The organism is Colwellia sp. RSH04, from assembly GCF_003545765.1.
Taxonomy (GTDB): Bacteria; Pseudomonadota; Gammaproteobacteria; order Enterobacterales; family Alteromonadaceae; genus Colwellia.
Map to the genome: position 1 here is coordinate 114708 of NZ_QXIO01000010.1, position 23274 is coordinate 137981.

At 36.4% G+C, this 23274-nt stretch carries 22 protein-coding genes; 8 read left to right on the forward strand and 14 right to left on the reverse strand.

All coding sequences use genetic code 11. From position 1 onward, the window contains the following. Positions 1 to 3: 3 nt before the first annotated feature. Positions 4 to 405 (reverse strand): GntR family transcriptional regulator, encoded by a 402-nt coding sequence (locus tag D1094_RS15215; protein ID WP_118960961.1) that lies wholly within the window; start codon positions 403 to 405, stop codon positions 4 to 6. A gap of 175 nt (positions 406 to 580) precedes the next feature. On the opposite strand from D1094_RS15215, the gene D1094_RS15220 reads away from it, so the two are divergent. Continuing rightward, a complete protein-coding gene (locus D1094_RS15220; RefSeq protein WP_118960962.1) occupies positions 581 to 1414 on the forward strand; it encodes an HDOD domain-containing protein in 834 nt (277 codons plus the stop codon). 76 nt (positions 1415 to 1490) lie between these two features. On the opposite strand, the gene fabV is transcribed toward D1094_RS15220, so the two are convergent. Continuing rightward, complete coding sequence (gene fabV / locus D1094_RS15225; RefSeq protein ID WP_118960963.1) at positions 1491 to 2681, reverse strand: enoyl-ACP reductase FabV; 1191 nt, start codon at positions 2679 to 2681, stop codon at positions 1491 to 1493. Between the two features lie 139 nt (positions 2682 to 2820). Then, the gene (locus D1094_RS15230) at positions 2821 to 3135 is read right to left on the reverse strand and encodes a BolA family transcriptional regulator (RefSeq protein WP_118960964.1); all 315 of its coding nucleotides are present in this window, start codon (positions 3133 to 3135) and stop codon (positions 2821 to 2823) included. A 213-nt stretch (positions 3136 to 3348) separates the two neighbouring features. Here D1094_RS15230 and D1094_RS15235 point away from each other — a divergent pair, with 213 nt between their 5' ends. The 6 genes from D1094_RS15235 (at position 3349) to D1094_RS15260 (ending at position 8804) form a co-directional block, all read left to right on the forward strand. Continuing rightward, the gene (locus D1094_RS15235; RefSeq protein ID WP_118960965.1) at positions 3349 to 4530 is read left to right on the forward strand and encodes a methyltransferase; all 1182 of its coding nucleotides are present in this window, start codon (positions 3349 to 3351) and stop codon (positions 4528 to 4530) included. A gap of 51 nt (positions 4531 to 4581) precedes the next feature. Further along, a complete protein-coding gene (locus D1094_RS15240; protein ID WP_118960966.1) occupies positions 4582 to 5142 on the forward strand; it encodes a YajG family lipoprotein in 561 nt (186 codons plus the stop codon). Between the two features lie 24 nt (positions 5143 to 5166). After that, positions 5167 to 5763, forward strand: a complete 597-nt coding sequence (locus D1094_RS15245; protein ID WP_118960967.1) for a peptidylprolyl isomerase — start codon at positions 5167 to 5169, stop codon at positions 5761 to 5763. A gap of 238 nt (positions 5764 to 6001) precedes the next feature. Beyond that, the gene (locus tag D1094_RS15250; protein WP_118960968.1) at positions 6002 to 6331 is read left to right on the forward strand and encodes a hypothetical protein; all 330 of its coding nucleotides are present in this window, start codon (positions 6002 to 6004) and stop codon (positions 6329 to 6331) included. Between the two features lie 79 nt (positions 6332 to 6410). Then, a complete protein-coding gene (locus D1094_RS15255; RefSeq protein ID WP_118960969.1) occupies positions 6411 to 7667 on the forward strand; it encodes an AmpG family muropeptide MFS transporter in 1257 nt (418 codons plus the stop codon). Between the two features lie 297 nt (positions 7668 to 7964). Further along, positions 7965 to 8804, forward strand: a complete 840-nt coding sequence (locus D1094_RS15260) for an HDOD domain-containing protein (RefSeq protein ID WP_118960970.1) — start codon at positions 7965 to 7967, stop codon at positions 8802 to 8804. A gap of 66 nt (positions 8805 to 8870) precedes the next feature. Here D1094_RS15260 and D1094_RS15265 read toward each other — a convergent pair whose 3' ends face one another. The 5 genes from D1094_RS15265 to D1094_RS15285 form a co-directional block, all read right to left on the reverse strand. After that, on the reverse strand, positions 8871 to 9257 hold the full coding sequence (locus D1094_RS15265) for a YacL family protein (protein WP_118960971.1): 387 nt from the start codon (positions 9255 to 9257) through the stop codon (positions 8871 to 8873). A gap of 132 nt (positions 9258 to 9389) precedes the next feature. Then, entirely contained in the window at positions 9390 to 10058 is a 669-nt protein-coding gene (locus D1094_RS15270; protein ID WP_259337979.1) for a fumarylacetoacetate hydrolase family protein, read from the reverse strand. Between the two features lie 40 nt (positions 10059 to 10098). Next, positions 10099 to 11430 (reverse strand): hypothetical protein, encoded by a 1332-nt coding sequence (locus D1094_RS15275; RefSeq protein ID WP_118960972.1) that lies wholly within the window; start codon positions 11428 to 11430, stop codon positions 10099 to 10101. Next, positions 11427 to 11714, reverse strand: a complete 288-nt coding sequence (locus tag D1094_RS15280) for a DUF2249 domain-containing protein (protein WP_118960973.1) — start codon at positions 11712 to 11714, stop codon at positions 11427 to 11429. Before D1094_RS15280 ends, D1094_RS15275 begins: the two co-directional genes overlap by 4 nt. A 40-nt stretch (positions 11715 to 11754) precedes the next feature. Then, entirely contained in the window at positions 11755 to 12186 is a 432-nt protein-coding gene (locus D1094_RS15285; protein ID WP_118960974.1) for a hemerythrin domain-containing protein, read from the reverse strand. A 239-nt stretch (positions 12187 to 12425) separates the two neighbouring features. Between D1094_RS15285 and D1094_RS15290 the strand changes: the two genes are divergently transcribed. After that, the gene (locus D1094_RS15290; RefSeq protein WP_118960975.1) at positions 12426 to 14420 is read left to right on the forward strand and encodes an EAL domain-containing protein; all 1995 of its coding nucleotides are present in this window, start codon (positions 12426 to 12428) and stop codon (positions 14418 to 14420) included. An 11-nt stretch (positions 14421 to 14431) separates the two neighbouring features. Here D1094_RS15290 and D1094_RS15295 read toward each other — a convergent pair whose 3' ends face one another. From D1094_RS15295 to D1094_RS15320, 6 genes are all read right to left on the reverse strand, one after another. Continuing rightward, positions 14432 to 15112 (reverse strand): transglutaminase-like cysteine peptidase, encoded by a 681-nt coding sequence (locus D1094_RS15295; RefSeq protein WP_118960976.1) that lies wholly within the window; start codon positions 15110 to 15112, stop codon positions 14432 to 14434. 29 nt (positions 15113 to 15141) lie between these two features. Further along, complete coding sequence (locus D1094_RS15300; RefSeq protein ID WP_118960977.1) at positions 15142 to 15753, reverse strand: OmpA family protein; 612 nt, start codon at positions 15751 to 15753, stop codon at positions 15142 to 15144. Beyond that, positions 15753 to 17078 (reverse strand): TolC family outer membrane protein, encoded by a 1326-nt coding sequence (locus tag D1094_RS15305; protein ID WP_118960978.1) that lies wholly within the window; start codon positions 17076 to 17078, stop codon positions 15753 to 15755. Before D1094_RS15305 ends, D1094_RS15300 begins: the two co-directional genes overlap by 1 nt. Positions 17079 to 17101: 23 nt before the next feature. Beyond that, entirely contained in the window at positions 17102 to 18493 is a 1392-nt protein-coding gene (locus D1094_RS15310; RefSeq protein ID WP_259337980.1) for an HlyD family type I secretion periplasmic adaptor subunit, read from the reverse strand. Then, the gene (locus D1094_RS15315) at positions 18493 to 20697 is read right to left on the reverse strand and encodes a type I secretion system permease/ATPase (protein ID WP_118960980.1); all 2205 of its coding nucleotides are present in this window, start codon (positions 20695 to 20697) and stop codon (positions 18493 to 18495) included. Before D1094_RS15315 ends, D1094_RS15310 begins: the two co-directional genes overlap by 1 nt. A gap of 60 nt (positions 20698 to 20757) precedes the next feature. Next, positions 20758 to 23274: type I secretion C-terminal target domain-containing protein (locus D1094_RS15320; protein WP_147361088.1), on the reverse strand; the 2517-nt coding region annotated here is incomplete at its 5' end.

The window sequence follows — 23274 nt, forward strand, 5'->3', positions numbered from 1 at the left end:
TATTTACTCCTTTATCTCGGATTGGTTACGTTCTGTGATTATCTTTTCTTTAAATAACGCTGTTAGCTCACTATTAGATAACCCCATTAATGCCGCCTCTTTCAGTAATTCATCAATCATTTCTGTAATCACAGATAACCTCTCTTGATTTGATTTTTTTTGTTCTTTTTTTGCTACTGCCATGCCCTTACCACGTAAGCGAGTAAGTACTCCCCTTTCTTCGAGCAACCCATATGCCTTTGATACTGTCATTGGGTTAACTTCTAACTCCGAAGCAACTTGCCTAACCGAAGGTAAAATTTCACCCTGTGTAAAGATGCCCGTTAGGATCATTCGCTCTATTTGCGTACATAACTGTTTATAAATAGGTATCCCTGAACTTACTGAAATTGAAAATTGTTTCACTTTAACAAACCTAAAAACATAGTGTATCAACACAATAATACACCAATACAGATAAAGCAATTTTTCTTGTTGAGTAAGTACCTACTAAAAAGTTGAACTATGTCAAAGCTATGAGATAACTACGTGCTATAACAGGTACTGTGTAATCCTTCCATCATGCCAAGGTTGAAATATTATGATTGAACTAGATAGTAAAAAAATGGCTGCAGTAGTTGCTAGTTACCAAGTTCCTGTCAAACCTGAAATATTAAGTGAGATTCAGAACCTGATGGATGTCGAAGAGCCCGATATGGAATTAATCGCTCAATTAATCAGTAATGATGTTGGTTTATCTGCTGCTATTTTAAAGATAATTAACTCACCTTTTTATGGCATGAACCGAAGAATATCTGAAATTAAGCAAGCAGTAATGATGCTAGGGCTAAATACCATTAATGCGTTGGTTACCACTATTTTACTCAAATCATCTTTTCAGGGAGAAGCAAGTATCTCTTTAGAGCGTTTTTGGGATGATGCCCTTGATGTTGCCAATGCAATGACATTTATTGGTAACAAGATTAAAAGTAAAATTCCCGTCGATTTGCTTTATACCATCGGATTATTTCATGACTGTGGTATTCCACTTCTTGCGCTCAAGTTTAGTGACTACAAAGATATTCTTATTGAAGCAAATAGTGCAGGAGAAACCTCTATTGCCTTAGAAGAAAAAAACTATAGCACCAACCATGCAGTGTTAGGTTATTACGTTGCCTCTTCTTGGCACTTACCTAAAGATATTTGCCAGTTAATTTTACAGCATCATGATGAAAAATACCTTTCCTCCATTACAGGGAGTCAAGATCAATTAGCCTTTGCAGCTCTTAAAGCTGCTGAAAATATGGTAGAACGAGTGAAGCGCTTTAAAATATCACCTGATTGGCACTTGTATTCAGAGCAAGTTTTAAGCGTTTTAGGTATTAGTGAAGAAGATTACACTGATTTAGAAGAAGACTACAATGAAATACTATAACCCCCACTAAAAAACAAAACCCTTTTGCCAACGGCAAAAGGGTTTAAACATAGCAATGATATTAAGCTAGTAATTTTTATACTAAATGATTAATGACTAATTCAGGGCTAACATCAGCATCATAATCAACACCATCAACACCAAACCCAAAGAGTTTTAAGAATTCAGCATGGTAACCAACATAATCGGTTAGTTCATCGATAGTATCAGTATCAACAGTATTCCAAATGTCCGTGACTCGGTGCTGAACGCTGTCCTCAAGTTCTTTATAGTTTTGGCGGAATCGACCTTGCTCATCTAAACGAGGGCTATCGCTATAGATGTTCTCTTGAAAAAGATTCGAAATTTGCTCAATACACCCTTCATACGTTCCATCAGCTTTCATTACTTTAAACATTGCTGAAATGTACAATGGCATAATAGGTATAGCCGAACTTGCTTGTGTTACCACAGCGTTTAACGACGTAACACGTGCTTGACCATTTAATGAAGCTGTTACTTCATTGATAGCAGTTGCTGCTCTATCTAAATCTTCTTTCGCTTTACCAATGGTCGCTTTACCGTATATTGGCCAAGTAAGCTCTTTGCCGATATAGGTATAAGCAACTGTTTTAACACCTTCTGCTAATACGCCAGCATCATTTAGTGCGTTCATCCATAATTCCCAATCTGCACCACCCATTACATCGATAGTACCTTGGATTTCAGCATCATTAGCCGCTTCGACAGATACTTCATCAATAACACGCTTAGAAGTGTTTAAGTTTTTGGTCGTAACACTTTGCCCAATTGGCTTTAATGTCGATGAGTATACTTCACCAGTGTCAGGATCAGTTCTACGTGGTGAAGCTAAAGAATAAACAACTAAGTCTATTTTTCCCATATCAGCTTTTATTGTTTCTATCGCTTGGGCTTTTACTTCATGCGAGAAAGCATCACCATTGATATTCTTTGAGTATATACCAGCTTCATCAGCTGCTTGTTGAAAAGCAGCCGTATTATACCAACCAGCACTTGCTGTTTTCTTTTCTGTTGGTGGCTTTTCAAAGAAAATACCTAATGTTTTAGCATTGTGGCCAAATGCTGACGTAATACGAGATGCCAAACCATAACCCGTTGATGCACCGATAACTAAAACATTTTTAGGGCCATCTGCAGTGTAAGCTTGCTCTTTAACATATTCTATTTGCTCATTAACATGAGCTTTACAACCAATAGGGTGAGCATTAGTACAAATAAAACCACGAATTTTTGGTTTAATAACCATAAGAAAACCTTTTGCTTTTGTTTATTGCTAACTTAACAACTATCAAGTTAGCTTGAATATAAAAAATTGCTGCTTAGTTTACCCTGCTTTTCTTACAAAGAGGTACGAGCAGTTAACGTTCAAGAAAGCTAACGAGCGATTATTTACCGCCTCCTAAACATTTTGGTGATAACGGGGTGTTATCAGCATAGTGTTCACGCCACTCTTTCTCAGTGTAGGTATGTAACGCCAACGCATGAATATGTTCAGCTAACTCATGAGCTAACACTTTATTGACTGCACGATGACGTTTAATTAATCGCTGTTCCTCAAACTCAGAAGAAACGATTATGACTTTAAAATGTGACTCACTACCAGGTGGCACATTATGCTGATTACTCTCATTAACGACATCTAAAACTACAGGAGATAATGCAGATGTTAATTTTTGTACAATAATTGATTCAATAGTCATAGTAGACTCATAGCTGATGATTACAACCCATTAATTCTAGCTGATTTAAACGACTGACTCATCTATTAATTGATAATAATTACAACTCAGTGAATGATAAGGTTTAACTAAAAACCTAGACATTTTTTTACATTTTTTACCTGTAAGACACCGCAAAAGAAAAACAATTGTGGCACAATAGCCTTTTAATATTCTGCACTTGTAATTTTACTTATGATCAGCCCATTTATTGTTAATGACAAAAACCTATTTCTTACCCGCTTTCCTGTAGCTCAAGTTAATAGAAGCCTACAAGCTTGGGATTCTGCAGATGAGTATTTGATAAACTACATAAATGAGCAAAACTTGATTACATCAACAAGTAACATAGCGGTATTTAATGACACTTTTGGCGCCGTAGCCACTAGCTTAACAGCAACCACCTATTCAGGCACACAAGTCGCTTTAATTAACGATTCGTTAATTAGTATGAAAGGTATTGCCTATAACATTGAGCAAAATCATTTAGACGACAGTAATATTACACAGCTCAACAGTTTAGAAGCATTACCTAGCAACACCACACTCATTCTTTATAAAATCCCAAAGAGTAAGTCGTTGTTAATTGAACAATTAATTAAAATAAAACAAGTAATGACTGAAAACGTGATATTTATTGCTGCCGATAGAGCAAAAGAGATTCACAGCTCAACGTTAAAATTATTTGAAAAATATTTAGGAACAACTAAAACATCTTTAGCGGTAAAAAAGGCACGTTTAGTCTTTTGTCGACTTGATAACCCAGTTGCTCAAACGTCACCTTTCCCCACGACTTGGTCACTGACTCAAAAACCAAAATATTCAGACCAAGAAAGAAGCTTTACTATTAGCAACCATGCCAATGTTTATTCACGAGACAAACTTGATATTGGTGCTCGATATTTTATTGAAAATTTACCTAAGGTTAAAGCCAATAGCCAAGTTATTGATTTAGGGTGCGGCAATGGTGTTATAGGCTTAACCATTTTAAAAGAGCAAAGCGAAGCGCAAGTACAGTTTTTTGATGAGTCTTATATGGCCGTTGAGTCTGCAAAAGAGAATATCAAACAAAACTTACCTTCACTAATGTCTCAATGCAGCTTTCATCTCAACGATTGTCTTGCTGACGTGCCAAGTAGCAGTGTTGACCTTATTCTGTGTAACCCTCCTTTTCATCAACATACCGCAACAACAGATCATATAGCATGGCAAATGTTTAAAGATAGCTTTCGTGTTTTAAGAAAAGGCGGTGAGTTACGTATTATTGGTAACAGACAACTTGCCTATCATATTAAATTGCAAAGAATATTTGGCAATGAAAAGTTAATAGCAAGTAATGATAAGTTTGTTACTCAATCAGCTATTAAGCGTCAATAAAAACGACCTTTTAAATTTACCTTTTATAAAAAGAATCATGGAGAAAAACTCATGCCATCAAAGATATTTACTTTAATTTTTTTCATCATTGCCTTAAGCGCTTGTTCATCAGCTCCGAGTCACTTAATTGTCGCGCCAGATGTTGCGGTATCAAACCACCTTATTTATGAAAACAAACAAGCGCAATTAACCGTCACAGATATGCGCACTAGCAATCATATTGTTCAAATTCTAAAAGAAGATGAAGCGGCTACCATTTTATCGTCTCAAGAACGTTTAGAGAATATTATTAAAAAGAACCTCAGTGATAACTGGCAAAAACAAGGTTTAACCATTGCTGCACTTGCTGCGACTTCAATAAACATCAACATTGAGAAAGCCGTTATTAGTGTTGAACAAAAAACAATGAAATATAACACTCAGAGTGAAATAATTATTAACGTTACTATTAATAATGGTGAGCAAACATTAACAAACACCTTTAAAAACAGAGGCAATAGTGAAGGCGCTTTGCAAGCAGATATTGCGGTATTAGAGCGTGACTTTAATCAAAATTTAAACGCGCTATTATTAAGCATATTAAACAGTAAAGACATTAAAGCCTTTTTATAATAAATAGTCGGAGTTCAGCATCACATGAAGCGCAGTGCATTTTACCTTTCATTATTTAGTTTGTGTTTGATAAGCCTAATGAGCTTTGCTCAAAATAAAGCGATTGATCCCACTAACATCTACCCTAAAGTAAAGTTAGAAACATCAATGGGCGTTATTATTGTTGAACTAGACAGAGTTAAAGCACCTATCACTGTTGATAACTTCCTAACTTATGTTGTTACTGGCGAATACAATAACACCATATTTCATCGTGTCGTTGAAGGCTTTGTCGTTCAGGGCGGTGGCTACGACGCTAACTTTATCGAGAAAAAGTTAAATGCAGACATCATTAATGAATCAGGTAATGGTTTAAAAAATGAAGTAGGTACTATCGCCATGGCAAAAGAGAACAGACCTCACACCGCGAATAGACAGTTCTTTTTTAATGTCGCAGATAATACGAATTTAGATCCAGGCAGACGTTGGGGATATGCAGTTTTTGGTGCCATCGTTGAGGGTGACGAGGTATTAGAAGCCATTGCTAAAGTAAAAACAGACTATAACGAAAGCATGGCATGGGAAGATGTCCCTGTTGAACCCGTATTATTAATTAAGGCAACATTATTACCTGCAGAATAAATAACGATGAGCCAATCAACTGAATTATAAAACAAAGCTTAACACGCCCTAGAGCTTGTTAAGCTTAACAAAGTATTTTTTCACAGGGTTATCTTACATTTTCATAACAAAAATACTGGCTATTTTTTTGACAAAGTACGAAAGATCTCCGATAACTTAAGTAACGTTGAAAATAAATACTTTGTTAGAAATAAAGGAATAAGGAATATAAGGATGCAGGAAGCCTCCTAGGGGAAATATGATAATTGAGCAGTTTATCACTAATAAAATCACGCAAATGCATGCCTATGTAAATGCTGTTATCGACAACAAACTTCATTACACTGAATTAGATCAATTTATTTTAGATACAATGGCTGAGTGGACGCTTTTAAAGGTGGTTGATGAAACACCAAACTCAGCCCAAGAAAGAGTTTTTTGGCATTTAATGCACGAAATAAGCTTACATGGCGCACAAGCATTAACTCAAGATTTATTCTTTAAGAGCGAAATGAATACCTGTTTAGACTTTTTCAAAGGTACTGGCAGCTATCCTATCGATTGTATTGGATGGCGTCCTATTGCTTAAAAATAATTTCAATCCTTTTGCTGACTAGTTCACTCTGATAAGCTTGATAACATTAACTTTTATCGAGCATCTCAAATAAATGTCATCTAGCACTTTCAAGCAAGCAATTTTAAATAAACGAATGTTGATCTGTATCTTTACTGGATTCAGCTCAGGCTTACCTTTGTTTGTGCTTTACCAACTAGTACCTGGCTGGCTTCGCTCTGAGGGAGTCAGTTTAACTGAAATAGGTTTATTTTCATTAATTGGCATACCCTATGTATGGAAGTTTTTCTGGTCTCCTTTAATGGACAGGTATTCATTAGGGAGTATGGGTAGAAGACGTAGTTGGATGTTGGCCACGCAGATCTTGCTACTTGTTAGTATTGGTGCTTTTGGCTATATCAATCCTGCCATGGATATATGGTCTGTGGCTTACCTTGCTGCAGGTGTCGCCTTCTTTAGCGCCAGTCAGGATATTGTTCTTGATGCTTATCGACGTGAATTATTACCCGAAAATGAGTTAGGTTTAGGTAATTCAATTCATGTACAAGCTTACCGCTTGTCAGGCTTAGTACCCGGCTCTCTCGCTTTTATTTTGGCTGACCACATTAGCTGGCAATCAGTCTTTATGATTGTAGCTGCCTTTATGGTACTAGGTATCGTTCTGACTCTGTGCATCAAAGAGCTAGATACAGAACATAATGCCCCTAAATCACTACATGAAGCGGTCGTATTACCTTTTCGCGACTTTATTCAAAGCAACGGTGTTAAAACAGCACTTTACACCTTAGCCTTTCTTGTCCTGTACAAACTAGGCGATAACATGGCAACTGCATTGCAAACCCCATTTTTCATTGATATGGGGTTTAGTAAAACAGAGATAGGTGTTATTGCTAAAACCTCCTCTATGATTGCCATGACAATAGGAATTATCGTTGGTGGTGTGGTCATGATCAAACTCAGTATAAATCGAGCGCTTTGGTTATTTGGCTTTGTTCAAATCGCCAGTATTCTTGGGTTTGCTGCATTAGCAGAAATTGGACATAACAATTATGCTTTAGCACTAGCGATTGGTTTTGAATACTTAGGCGTAGGACTTGGTACTGCTGCATTTACGGCTTTCATTGCTAGAGCGACAAACCCTGCTTTCGCAGCGACACAAATAGCGTTATTTACTGCAATAGCAGTATTACCGAGAACATTTGCTAACGCGACGACAGGTATTATTGTTGAACAAATTGGTTGGACGCAATTTTACTTTCTTTGCACTGCTCTTGCCATACCGGGTATGCTGATGTTATTCAAAGTAGCACCTTGGAATGAACCACAAATAACAACAGGTACAAACTCATGATCAGACTTTTTTTCTTACTGCCGATTATCATGTGTGTAATTTGGTGGTGGTATCTTAATAATCGCGGGTATAGCTTAAAACAAGGACTTAAAGGCTTTATTTATATATTAATATTTAATGCCATTATCATCGGATTTTTTATTACCATGATCTTTGTCACCAACATTTAAAAGTAATAATTAAAAACAGTCATGATAAGTAAGCAAAATATTAAAAATTGGCATATTATTTACTTAGGCTAACCAGAAGTTTTGCAAGCAAGTGTTTAACACTGTCTTATTCAACTAAAGAGATACTATGCTAATTGTAGATCAACAAGTTTTAGATGATATCAGCAAAGGGTTTTCAGTACCTGCCCAACCGAAACTGTTATTAAAGCTTTTAAAGTTAATGGCTGAACATGAACCAGATATCAAAGAAATAGCCAACACTATAAGCCAAGATGTCGCGGTAAGTGCCGCCATTTTAAAAGCCATAAACTCACCTTTATATGGTTTAAGCCGAACGGTTACTGATATTCAGATGTCGGTTAACTATATTGGCCTATACGGCATTATCATGCTCGTTACAGGGAGTTTAATTAAGAAAAGTTTTGATCCTAAAAGTTGCAGTATTGAGCTTGAAGCTTTCTGGCAGCTATCTACCGACATATCAACTATTACCGTACTTTTAGGCAGGCAATTTAAACCCAACCTAGCAACAGATAAGTTATTCAGCCTTGGGCTATTTCATGGTTGTGGCGTGCCAGTCATGGCAATGAAATACAGTAATTATCAAGAAACCTTAGATAGTGCGATTCAAAGGCCAGAATTATCGTTGACTGAAATAGAAGAAGAGATATATCAAGCAAACCATGCAGTCATTGGTTATTACGTCGCGAGTTCATGGCGTTTACCTAAAGATATTTGCCAAATTATTTTACAGCATCATGACAGAGCTTTCTTAGATCGATTAGATAATTCAGAACAGCAAGATTATTATGCAATTTTAAAGCTTGCTGAACATATTGTTCATTTAAAATACTATGATGTACCTTCAGTTGATTGGCAGTATGTTCAACATGATGTTCTATATAATATGGGAATAAAAGAACAAGCATTGCCAGAAATAATTACAGAACTTCAACAAAGAATATAACTCTGACTTAACTATAAGGCTCACTTAATAATGTTTACCTACTAATGCTTACCTAATAATGCTTACCTAATAATGCAGTGTATTGGTGAATTTTGCCCATGATAGTAACAGTTGTCTGAAGTCATCAATACCACACCCTGCAACTTCGTATTGGTCAACATTTATATGCTCTGACGTTAACATATCAGGCAAAGGGTCAACGCCATTAAAGCTCGCATTGGTTTGAACAGATATATCATCTTGATTAATGGCAATAGAGTATTCATGTCCCGTAATTAACACCTCAGGCGCTTTTCCTTTTTCTACTTCATCTATAGCTGTTAAGAGTTGCGCTAACTTATCAGCACTGCGCCCTACTTCTGTTTCAATCCACGGACCAATCACTTGATGCTCTAATGAAAATTGGGCTCTTGCTTCACCAGTTATAGCATCATGTATAAATTCATATTCCATAACTTACCCGATATTATATAGTTTGATTTTATCTACCCTAAGTGTAGCAAAGCTGTCACTAAACATAGGTGCGAATACTAAAAGCATGATAAATTATTTGCTATAACAAAATGTTCATGCGACGTCGTTTAATTATAAAGGCTTTGCTAGCCACGTTTCTTCAACAAGACTCTCTAATTTATCATGACGTTGCTTGAGTAACACTTGACCAATGAATTGGTCACCTTTTTGAATAACACCTACACCTTTAGGTGTGCCCGTCATAACGATATCGCCATCTTCAAGGGTTATGAACGATTGTAACTCATTTAATATTACGTCTGGTTTATACATCATTAAATCTATGCCGCCTTGCTGAATTAGTTCTCCATTAATCGTTAACGACAAACTTAATTGATTAAATTCACTTTCACTTAGGTGCTCTATATTAACAAAGTGACTAAATACTGCAGAATGATCAAACGCCTTAGCACGCTCCCAAGGTAACCCTTTCGCTTTGAGCTTTGCTTGTACGTCACGCTTAGTTAAGTCTAATCCAATTGCTACCGCAGTAAATTTCCCTTGTTGATATAAGAAGCTTAATTCAGCTTCATAATGCAAAGTATCAACTAAATGCTGTGCCTTGAGTTGATTACTAATCGAGGAATTAGGCTTTAAAAACACCACCATTTCATCAGGAATTTCATTAGCTAACTCATAAATATGTTCAACATAGTTTCGTCCGATACAGATAACCTTAGAAGGATGAATTATATCAGAGGTTATTGAACCTTTTGGGTAATTTACTTGTATAGATTGCAATGGTTTGTGGCTCCTATAGTTATGGCGCTATCCTAGCCAGTTAGCCTTTGCTAGACAAGGATATTTTATTGCTCACTTGAAAATAAAGTAAGACCGTCTTTAGCGAAAGAAAAAATAGATATAAAAACTCAATAATTAATAACACCGCAAAAAAATAATAAAACTGATTTTCAAGAATGACAGCAAGTAATAAAACGCTAGAAGTACAGTGCAAATAAAATAAAATTGAAGCTTGTCGTTTAGTAAAAAACTCATGCATATTAGGAATATATTGCATGGCTGAAAAATCCATCAAACAGCGTTGTTGCAAATGAGTGTAACTAAGAAAAGGTAATATCTTTAAGAGCATGCCTTGAATAACAGACACTAAATAACCAAAGATGATAATTGCCGCTAAGATCAGTTCTTTTTTATGGGCAAGGTTGTGAAAAATCGATGCATCGTTAGTCAACATCAACCAAGACTCCGGGAAAAAATAAATAGCATTACTTAATAAAAGTGCAATTGCAGCAAACTGCCAATAGCGAATAGTAGTATCAATAATACGTCTTTTTCGTCGAGCCAATACCGACAATAAACTGAAGGCAAAAATAGCATGAACAACAAAAAGTAAAGGCATCGCCCAAACAGGAAAAAAGATATAACTGATTAAAAAAAGCATAACAAACCAAGTCATCGTCTTCTTTATTCTCGTAGGGAAGCTTGGCGCAACGTGAAACATAGGAATAACTTGAAAACTAACCGCAATAATTAATAAACTTCCCCAACCTGCGATTCCCCAAACAGCATGGATATTAGTAAAGTGTTTATCTGCTAATAACGTCAATTTACTCAAACCAAACGGCGTTAAATCAAGATTACGACTAAGTAACCCCAAACCAAGTAAAACAACAACCATTAGCGAAAATACAGCCAACCGAAAACCAATCACCGAATCGCCTTGGCTTAATTTTTTTATTAATACCTGTATCAAAGCGACAATATAGATTAAAAAACTCAATGTTAGACAGAAAATAGCGAGATAAAGCCACCATAGGGTTGGCGCATTAAAAGCAAGCAGTAAGCTGCAAGTACCGACACAATGAAGCATATGGCAAGTGGTCGCAATAAACCTCGGTTTCTTAATTCCAACCCCACCTATAACGGGTAAAAGTTGTAATAACGCTCCCATCATCACCATAGAAATAAATCCGAGTGTAAAGGCATGGGTTAGCGTTAACATTCCTGTTGTCCAGCGACTTAGCCATAAACTATCGCCATAACTCAAAAGATAGATACCGCAAAAAATTACGAATAACGGCGCTGTTAAAAAGTATCGAAAAGGAAGGTCTATCGGCGGTAATGCATTAAAAGACAACCCAGATATATTCATAAATTATGTCCTGAATAACGAGTAGCAATAAATTGTTCAACTTGAGACTGTAAAGTCACTCGATAAATATATATGAAAACCTGTTCTTGATTTTGCGCTTGTTTTACTACTTGGCAATAATGACACCATGAGCCTTGATGCAACTGCTCATATAACGGATAAGGCTGTCGGCTATGTTTAACTTCCAAGCATTGTTCAGCCGTTAATTGAGACAATGCATGCAATATTTTTGTCATGGGTTCAGGAGGTGCTAACTGGCTCACATCGATTGTAATTATCTCCACTATCCCCTCCTTTCATCTGACTTTAAAGAATTAATAAAAATTAACTTTGTTCAAATGATGAGATTAATTGCTCTCCATTCACTAGATGTTGTTCCATCATCGGATAAAGCATCATTTCTTCTTTCATATTATGTTGCTGCATCATCACCATTAAGGTTTCAGACAAGCCAAGGTATTCATCTTTTGCTTTATTGTTTAATGCATTATCAAGGTCTTGCACTAAAGCACGCATTTGTTGATGCTCCATACGCATAACTTGCGTTGGTCCTGCGGTCATTCCAGTAGCTTGCTCAAACTGTGGAAATAATGTTTCTTCCTCTTGCGTTAAATGCAACGCTAACTCATCTGAAAACTGCTGCCATTTACCAGTCGCTTCAGACCAGTTTTCTTTGGCTACAGCGCTTTCAGCTTCGGTAAAGTAATCATCACATTCTCTGTGCTTCGATGTCATGTATTGGGGAATTGATGTCATTGTTCTTCCTAATAAGTTGCGGTTGCTAAATAGAAATATCTTAAATGAACAGCATTGTATAAAAGGAAGGAATAAACTATGTTGACCTACAATAATAAAGCGAACAAAGATAATAAATATTAGCTCACTCTATGAAGTTCTTACTGCTAAAAGTATTTCCCTGTAAATATACACATATAGTTCAACAGCAGGTAGAATAAAATTTTACATTAGCTCTGTTAATAATAAGGTTTTATCTTATGCCCCTTAGTAAAGCAAAAGGGTTTAGTTTAAAGACTCAAATTTATGGCTTAGTCATATTTTTAGGGATAATCTCATTTATAGGTACCCTGTTAGTCAGTGTAGAACACACTAAAGAGTACTTAAATGAACAAATGGGTAGCCATGCACAAGATACCGCAACCAGCTTAGGGTTATCGATTGCGCCTTATTTAGCGAGTGAAGATATCATCATTGTCGAAACAATGATCTCTGCGATATTCGATTCGGGTTACTATGCTGCAATGGTGCTAACCGATACCGATAATCAATCAGTTATTCTTAGTAAAGAAGCGCCGAAAACCGTTGAAAAAGTCCCTAATTGGTTTATTGATATGTTTCCACTTTCTCCTCCGACACGAGAAAGTAAAATTAATACTGGCTGGCGCATTGCAGCCTCTCTTTCTGTTACCAGTCATGCAGGCGCTTCTTACTATCAATTATGGCAATACGCTATTAAAGCTTTTGCAGCTTTTGCCATTATATTAATCGTTAGCTTAGTACTGGCTTATTTTATTTTGAATACCGTATTAAAACCGCTATCGCGTGTGGAAGAGCAAGCGATTGCTGTGAGTAAGAAACAATTCAATATCAATACCAAACAATCATTTACTCGTGAATTAAATGTTGTTGTGAGTGCATTAAACAGCATGGTAGATAACATTCAGAAAAACTTCACGTCGCTGACGAATCAGGCCGAACAATATACACAAGAGGCGTATGTAGATAAGTTAACAGGGCTAGGAAATAGAAGAGCATTTGAGAACCAATTTACGCATCATTTAAGCGAAATAGAGAGTGAGAGTGTTGGGACAATTATTTTACTAGAGTTACCATCATTACAGCATGTTAATCAGAGCCAAGGTTATCAGGCAGGTGATAATTATGTGCTTCAGTTTGTTGATATGGTCAATCAAGCTTTCAACAACAATTCAGAAGTAAAATTTTACCGTATTAATGGAGGTAGTTTCATCGTAGCTATTCCTCTTCCTATTTCACTGTGCCAAAACGAACTCCAACAAATAACGAGCCAGTTCGAGCAATTTAGCAGTGAAGATTACCCAAATAGTTTTGCTAAACATGTCTCTGTCGCTTATCAAAAATCGGATACGTTAAAAGCATTGTTGATTAAACTAGATACACTATTAACAGAAAGAGCATCGACATTACAGACCGAAAAAAATATCACCGAAAGTGATCAAGGCATATCGTTAGGCTTACAAGATTGGAGCACTTTAATTAATGAGCTTATAGACTCTGGTCACATAGAGTTTTTAGTACAACCAGTTCGAAAATGTGAATTAAACAATGATTCTACAACGAATAACTCTTTCATTGAAAAACCATTTTATAATGAATTATTAGCAAAGTTTTATTATAAAAAAGAAATTATTCCAAACAATCAATTGTTCGCTATGGCTGAAAGGCTGCATTTAACCGAACAATTAGACATGAAACTTATTACCGCTGCAGCAAGTTTAGTTAAAACAACGATGTCTGCTGCCATCGCAATAAATATAAGTCAACAATCGCTGCTTAGTACAAACTTTTGTCAATGGCTTACTCATTTCATAGCTGAAAATGATCAATGCCGACATCACGTTTACTTTGAGATAAATGAAATAGCCCTACTTAAAGATATTGAACTGGCCTCTAAACACATACATCAATTTAAAAGCTTAGATATTGGCATCTGTATCGAAAGGTTTGGTACTAGCTTAACGTCATTTAAGTATATTAATGGTTTAGATTTAGACTTTATTAAAATAGATGGTAGCTATATCCGTGATATTAACAAAGATATCGATAACAAGAGCTTTGTTCAGGCCGTAAATCAAATTTGTCATGGGTTAGGCGTTAAAGTTATCGCTTGTCATATTGAAAATGAAGCGGTACTTAATGTGGTTAAAGAGATTAACTGTGATGGCTGCCAAGGTGAGTTTATACAAGCACCAAAAGCACTATACGTTAGTTAATGTTGTGATGATTAAGGAATATAAAGCGGTTTACCAAGCTCTGCATTGTTAAAGCGCTCCCTTAGTTTATTCCAGCTTTTTAATCGACTAGACTTGCCTGCTAGCTTACCTTGCCCTTTTGCTTTGCTAAGCCATAGGTTTTCACCATTAAAACTATACACGGGAATTAAATCCTTTCGCTGATTTGCCGGTAATATTTCACCTTTAATATTATCAAGTATTAATGGGATGGCATTGGGGGTAGGATAATACGCTAAAACCATATGGTACTGATTAAGTGAAAGCGCTTTAACATAAGTAATACGCATTTTTTCTTCACTAATTCCCATCGTTAGCAAACTAAAATATTTCGCGATACTAAAGTCTTCACAGTCTCCGGCATTGGCACCTAAAAACTCAAGTGGCGTTGCCCAATAATCTTTTTTACCCCATAAAGGGATATCATCAACAAAATTAAGTAGGTTAAAAAATTGATTTACACGGGCAAGTTTTTCAAGGTCGTTATCGAGGGTTGAGTCATCAAGTATGTTTTGCCAAGCTTTTAATCTTTTTCCTGCTTTTTCGCCATACTTGCTAATCAATTTTATTTCTAAAATATCCCAATCAAGCTTTTTCTGCTGATTAACAGCAAGTAATGGCCACAATACGCAGAACATCAGTAATATAATAAAATTACTCGCGGATTTGGCCATAAACTCACATTTATCTAAAGTCGTTAAAACTAATCATTCTCCGTACTATAAATGTTCCAGCGTAATAAATCTTCTTCTTTATTTACTTGAATATGAGCAACCACACGACGATTCAAACTATGATCTATCTCGCCATCTCCCGTTGCGACAAGCTTGCTTTCACCGAAGGCCACTGCTGACAATTTACTTTCTTCAACAGCAAACTTTTCAATCAATGTGTTTTTTACACTATTAGCTCGTCTATGAGAGAGTTTCAAATTATATTCTGCACTACCTACAGCACTGGCATGTCCCTCTAATTCCACCATCAATTCAGATGAACTTTGATTAATAGCATAAGCAAACTGTTCTAATTCGTTTAAATAGCTCGCTTTAATTTCAGAAGAGTTATTATCAAATAATAGCTTTAAATTAACGGAGACAACTGAGGTCTTAACTTCTCCACAACCTTTATTATCAATTGCTGCTCCTTTAATAGTATCTGAACATAAATCTCTAGCGTTTATAACACCGTCGTTATCATCATCAGCTAAAGAGACTGTCGTTGCCGAATCATAAGTAACGTCGGGAGAGCCTGCACAGGCCGTTAAAAACAGAACTAAAGACAACGTACCAATAGTGAATATTTTATTTGTTAACATTATCTTTTACTCCATTGCTTTGGTTTCTCTACTCTTAAAGCATCAAGTAATTTTCCTGTCGCAGCTAGAATACGATATTGTGCAAAAAGCTGTGAGTGTTCCACTGAGGTATATGTTTTACGTGCTTCAAACAATTCATTACTCGTATCTAGCAAATCTAAAAGACTACGTTTACCTAAAAAGAATTGTTCTTCATAAATTTTTTGCGCCGCTTTTGCTGAATCGACATGTAATTGTAATAATGGAAATTGCTTTTTAAGAAATTGTTCTGCACGCCATGATAGTTTTGTGGTTTGAATCACTTGTCTCATTGATTGTGCATATATATCTTTACTTTGTTCTTTTAAGTAAGCAGCTTTGAGTTTTTTAGCATTATCAGAGCCGCCTGAATACAAGTTATAACGCATTCTTAGCATTGCGGTAATATCTTCATTATAACCACGAGTACCATCAATATTATTATTATGAGAAGCACCAAGCTCTAAAGTGAATTTAGGGTAATAATTGCTATTACTTAGCTCCAATTGTTCTCCTGCTGCTTGAATATCACTATATGCTGACAGCAGTACAGGATGATCTCTTCTTGCAACAGTTAATGCATCATCCAATGATTTAGGCAATAAGATAGCGTCGGAAACAGGCCAAACCAAATCTTGTGGTGGCTTATTAACAACCTCAACGAAGCGACTTTCTGCATCAAGAACATTGTGCTCAGATGAAATAACATTCACTTTTGCACGTGCAAGCCTACCTTCAATTTGAGATAAATCGGCACTAGAGCCTAAACCTTGCTCTACTCGCTCTTTAATTTGTTCATATACACGTTGGTGTTTATCAAAGTTTCTTTGAGAAAGTTGCAATATTTTTTTCGTTTCAAGCACAGATAAGTATACTTCTGCTACTTTTAATGCACGCTCTTGCGCTAAACCAAATAATGCATATTGTGATGCAGTTGCTTCAAACTGTGTTCTTTGCACGTTGTCCATAACGGCAAAACCATCAAATAATTTTTGTCGAATCGATACCGATAACTCTCCTCTTCTCAATTCACGTTTATCATCACCAACGATCCTAGTTGTAGGGCTATTTGTTAATTCATAACCATAACCCGCTTGTAGATCGACTGACGGTAAATAACCGCTTTTAGCATCCCTAACATCTTGTAGGTTTGCTCTATATAGATGAAAGGCTTCGGCAATTTGAGGCTCAGTTAATAAAGTAGCTTCTACTGCTTGTTCTAATGATTGTGCAGCAAGATGCTGACTAAACATCGAGCCAATTAATAGAACCGTACTTAGGATTTTTCTATTATTTCTTATTTCCATTACTATCTCTTATTACAAACTATTTATCTTTCTCGTAATGCACTGTTATGTGCTCTTAATATTGGCTTTAATAAATATGCCAAAACTGTTTTCTTACCTGTCATGACATCTACTGTCGCTGTCATTCCCGGAATGATCGGTAATTTTTTATTTTTATCGCTTTTACTCTGTAAGTGATTTTCTTTAGTACGTACTTTTATTAAATAGTGACTATTACCCTCTTCATCTTCAATGGAGTCAGCGCTAATGTGCTCTAAAGTGCCTTCTAATCCACCGTAAATCGCAAAATCATACGCACTAAAGCGAACCAAAGCTTTTAAGCCCGGCCGTAAAAAAGCGATGTCTTTTGGGAGGACTTTGGCTTCAATTAACAGCTGATCTTCATTGGGCACTATTTCAAGTAAATCCATACCTGGTTGTATAACGCCACCTTGAGTATTGATGTTAATTGTTTTTATGGTGCCTGATACTGGTGAAAGTACAGAGGTTCTTGATACTTTATCTTTTAAATTTACTTGTTTTTCAACTAGTTGAGCCAACTGGGCTTGCACTTTCGTTAATGTATCTTGGGTGTCTTTTTGGTATTGACTGACAACTTCTTGTCGTTTACTAATGACTTCACGTAAAGAGGTTCTACTTTGAGGTAATGCTAATCTAGCTTCTTCCACTTCTTGTTGTAGCTGGTTTATTTGGCGTTTAAGTTTTAAAAACTCTACTGGTGAAATAACCCCTTTGTCTGCAAGTGGCTTGGTCAGTTTTAACTCTTCTAAACCTAATTCATAGCTTGTACTTACATGCTTTAAGCGAGATTTAATAGACTCTATTTCTTGCTCTTTTTGTTCTATTTGATGATTGAGTACATTTACTTGTTTAGATAAATTACTCACATTCGCCTTAAAACTTGCAACTGCTGTTCGGTATATCCTTGGATATTTATCTTTTTCTTCTTTTGTAATATCTAGTGCTTGCTCGATGATATTAAATTGTTGCTTCCAATTTATATCAGCAATATCTGTTGACCACTGAACACTAGCTAACTCTGCCGATAATCTAGCAGACATTGCTTTTAGTAGCATAAATTCTTGCTGCTTTTCTCTAAAGTCGGCTAAAAAACGAGTATCATCAAGACGCATTAACTCTTGATTTTTAATTACTTGTTGTCCTTCTTTGACAAAAACTTTATCTAAAATACCACCTTCAAGATTTTGCACTATTTGCACATGTGACGAGGGAATAACTTTGCCATCACCAACCGTGACTTCATCTAGAGGTGCAAAGCCAGCCCAAAGTATAAAACTAAAACAAAAACCACAAATAATATAAAGCACTAGGCGTGACTTGTAAGGTGCAGCAAGCAATAAGGCAGCATTAATATCGTCGATATAATTCAAATCGAGGCTATTTGATTTTTTCACTATAAACTCGCCTTAATTTGACCACTTTTTAAAGCAGCTAAAACTTTATCAGTAGGGCCATCTGCGACTAAACGGCCTCTTTCCATAACTAATACTCGATCAACCAAGGTCAACATGCTTGCTTTATGGGTGACTAATAAAAAAGTTTTGTCTTTGGTGATAAGCCCTAGCTGTTTTTTAATTTGCGCTTCAGAATAATTATCCATATTACTGGTAGGTTCATCTAAAATCAGCATTGGTGGGTTAAATAATAATGCTCTAGCAAGAGCAACGGCTTGGCGCTGACCTCCTGATAAGTTCTGACCTCGCTCTCCAACTTGCTTGTCTAAGCCTTCGGGACTGCCATCTGTAAATTGACTGACTCCTGAAACTTTGGCTGCACGCATAATATGCTCATCATCAACATGCGGAACACCTAAGGTAATATTTTCTCGAATTGTCCCATAGAACAAATTAATATCTTGAGCTAAACAACCTATTTTTTGTCTTAAATCAGCAGGACTTATTTGTTTAATGTCTATGCCATCAACCCGAATAGCACCTTCAATTGGCTGGTAAAAGTTCATCAATAACTTTTCAATTGATGTTTTACCAGCACCAATTCTACCTATAATTGCAACCTTTTCACCGGCTTTAATTGAAAAGCTGACATTGGCAATGGCGGCAACTTCAGTTCCTGGGTAAGCAAAAGTAACGTTATCAAAGGTAATATCACCTTTAAAATGATCTCGATGAAGGTAGCGCTCCATATTTTCAGCAGGCAATTTCATAATTTCATCTAAAGTCAGTAGCGCAGATTTTGCCTGATTATACCGAGTGATTAATAAAGCAACTTGTGAAAAAGGCGCTAACGCTCTTCCACTTAACATAACCGCGGCAATTAATGCGCCCATACTGATGTTGCCTTCACTAATTTGATAGACCCCCAGTATCACAATAAATACCGTAGACATTTGACTTAATAAACTATTAAATGTACCGACTGAGGTCGCATATTTTTTTACTTTAATGTTCCAGTTAGCGATATTGCCTACCAATTGCTCCCATTTAGACTGAAATTGACTTTCAGCTCCTGTTTGCTTTATGGTTTCTACGCCTTGTAATGATTCAACTAAATGAGCGTTTTTCTGAACTGAATAACGACTGCCTTGCTCAACTTCATGCTTAATTTTGTTCTTCATCCAAAATGAAAATATCAGCATGAGAATGACTAAAACTAACGGCACCCATGCCAGTGGCCCAGCAACGATAGCGATTATTATCATAAAGATTAATGAAAACGGTACATCAAGAATGGCAGCTATTGTTGCAGAAGTAATAAACTCCCTGATAGATTCAAACTCTTGCACTTGTTTTGCAAATGCACCTACCGAAGCAGGTTTGTGGGATAAATTAAGATTTAATACTTTCTCAAATATTTTGGATGATAATAGTAAATCAGACTTTTTAGCGGCTATTTCAAGTAAGTGAGCACGCACTTCTTTTAGTACAAAATCAAACAGTAATAGAATAATCATGCCTATTGCTAAAACCCATAGCGTATCAATAGCATTATTGGGCACGACCCTATCGTAAACATTCATAACAAATAATGGTGATGCCACCGCAAATAAATTGATAAAAAACGCAGCTAAAAGAACATCTTTATAAATAGGGATAGAACGACGTAATGTTTCCCAAAACCAATGCTCATTATTTGTTTTTAATGTTTGTTTTGATCTTTCATCAAACCGATAGCGTTTACGAATATAGAAGCAATAGCCTGAATACTCTTGCTCTAATACTTCTCTATCAATGATTTCATGACTTGAGGGCAACTCTGGCCAAACGATTTCTAGTTTATCATTTTCACTTTCATTTTCTGACTCTGAATCAAAATCACGACGAATACCAGACTTGGTAGTAGAAATTAATACGCAGGCTCTACCATCTTTTAGTAGAAGCACGCAGGGCAACATAAGCTTTGGAATTTCAGCTAATTCTTTTCTTTCAAGCTTACTTTCCATACCTCCACGTAACGCTGCTCTAGGCATTAAATCAGGGGTAAGTTTACCGTCAACTAACGGTAAACCACTGCTCATCGCATCGGCAGAAAATGGTTTTCCATAATATTTAGATAAGAAAACTAAACAGCCCAATAAAGGATCTTTACGCGTTGCTTGAAGCTCAATATCGTGAGGTAAATCTGTTTGATTCGTCGTCATTTATTATTCTTATATTAAGAAATGGCAGGCTCTACTTTACAAAAAATAGAGCACTCCATTTTAATCTACAGTTAATTTAGCTTCATCAAGTAGTTTTTGAATAACGGCGCTATCATCAAGCGCATCGCCAACTAAATCAACACCACTTAACTTAATAGTCAAATCTGTTGAACCATCTTTATCTTTATCAATACTAATAAGAGTATCTGTTCCATCAAAAGAAAATTGAAGGTACCCAGCTAAACTATCAGCAGTTGCGCTTTCCCCTTCAAGTAAATCAGATAAATCTATAGTATCTCCATTAGCAAAATCAACAATAGTATCTGTACTATTATCTGCAGAGTCACTGGCAAAATAAAAGATATCTGAACCAGAGTTCCCTCTTAATGTATCATTGCCTGCACCGCCAATTACTGTATCATCACCTGTGCCTCCAATAATGAAATCATCACCCGTGCCGCCATTTAAGATATCATTGCCGCTCAGGCCAATTAAGACGTCATCACCACCATTTCCCATAAAGATATCTGCAGCTTCGCTGCCATAGAGTATGTCTGTTTCATTACTATTTTCAGTATGAGATGGAAAGCCTACGTTAATAGTGAATTCTGCTGAACTAACATCATCATCACCGTCGGTGATGTTTACGTAAAAGGACTCAATGTAATCTTCACTTCCGTTAGAGTTACTTTTAGCTAAATAAGAATAAGTATTATCATTAAAATTAACGGTTAGTTCGCCACCTTTATTTGTAATGATAGTTAATAAGCCATCAGTAGCATCTAAGATACTATAGGTAAAACCATCTATTTCAATTGATGTTAAACTGGCCCCTTCACTATCAGCACCTATGATGCTATTGCCTGAAACAATATCTACTAACAAGCTACCAGTTTTCTCTACAACAACCGTATTAAGTAAATAACTAGCCATATCACTTTCAGAATAAATCAAGGTAGCATTAGTATCTTTTTCTTCAGCATAAGCAACAACATCAAGGTACTGAGTTTGTACATCGCCCATACCAACAGCATATGATTCATTAATATTATTATTAATTAAAAAGGCCTCCCATTGATCTTGAAAAGCTAACGCAGCATTTTTATTTGAGTCATTAAAAGGTTCACCGTCAGAAATAAAATATGAGTATGTTTGACCAGAGTTATTCGGCGCAACAAAGTTATTCATTGCTGCTTGTAAACCTAATACATAGTCTGTACCACCATTAGCACTAGTATTTTCAATATTATCTAACCAAGCTTTAGCATCAGCTAAATTCAACCAGCCGTTGGATGCAGCGTTTGTATAACTGTTGCTTGAACTACTAAAGCTCACTAACTGTACATTAACAGAACCTAAATCATCATAAGCTTCAATTAGTTGTTTTATTGAAGCGATAGCTATATCCATTCTACTGAGGGTTGTAGTATTACCGTTAGCAATTCTATCTCCATTCATATCTCTGTTCATACTACCTGATGCATCAAGAACAATAATGACATTGGTAATTTGTTCACCAAAGATAATATTCTGCGACCCACCGGTTATAGCAGGAGAATCGTCATGAATAGCAATATTAAAGCTTCCATTAGTTACTCCTTTATCATTACTAACTTTTACAGAAATAACGTCATTAATAATATCTGCTGAAATATGTTTAAGAGCAGAAGATAATTGGTAACTATAAGTTAACTCTCCCGTAACATCATTAAATGAGGTAACAGTTAAGAGGCCTTTACCTGTATTAATTATTATTTCTGATAACGCAAGTTCACTTAAAGAGATCGTTTTTCCAGCTATTTCAATACCTGTAATATTTTGACCTTCAATAAAGAAACTACCACTAGTAAATTCCGAACCAGAGCTAGCACTGCCATCAACTAAACCATGCTCAAAAACCGCATTATCATCAAGTGACGATAAGACTGGGGTCGTATCATCTACATCCGTTTCACTTAAGGTCACGGTGATGGTGGTTTCATTACCTGCGGCATCTGAGGCAATAATGTCATAGTCACCGCTGTTCGCGCCCACCTCAAAATCATTGACGTGCGCTAAGATACCCGCCGCGGTAATGGTAATAACACCATTGCTATCAATGTGATAATAACCATCGGCCGAGGTTTGGCTGCCATTACTGAACGTGTATGTGGTCACATCAGCATTATTCGCTAACGTTCCCACCACGGCATCGGCCACTTGGTTTTCTTCATAACTAAAACTTTGATCAGCAACACTTGGTGCCGTGTCATCCACATCCGTTTCACTTAAGGTCACGGTGATGGTGGTTTCATTACCTGCGGCATCTGAGGCAATAATGTCATAGTCACCGCTGTTCGCGCCCACCTCAAAATCATTGACGTGCGCTAAGATACCCGCCGCGGTAATGGTAATAACACCATTGCTATCAATGTGATAATAACCATCGGCCGAGGTTTGGCTGCCATTACTGAACGTGTATGTGGCCACATCAGGATTGTTCGCTAACATCCCGACAACCGCATCGGCCACTTGGTTTTCTTCATAACTAAAACTTTGATCGGCTACTGTCGGTGCGGTGTCATCCACATCCGTTTC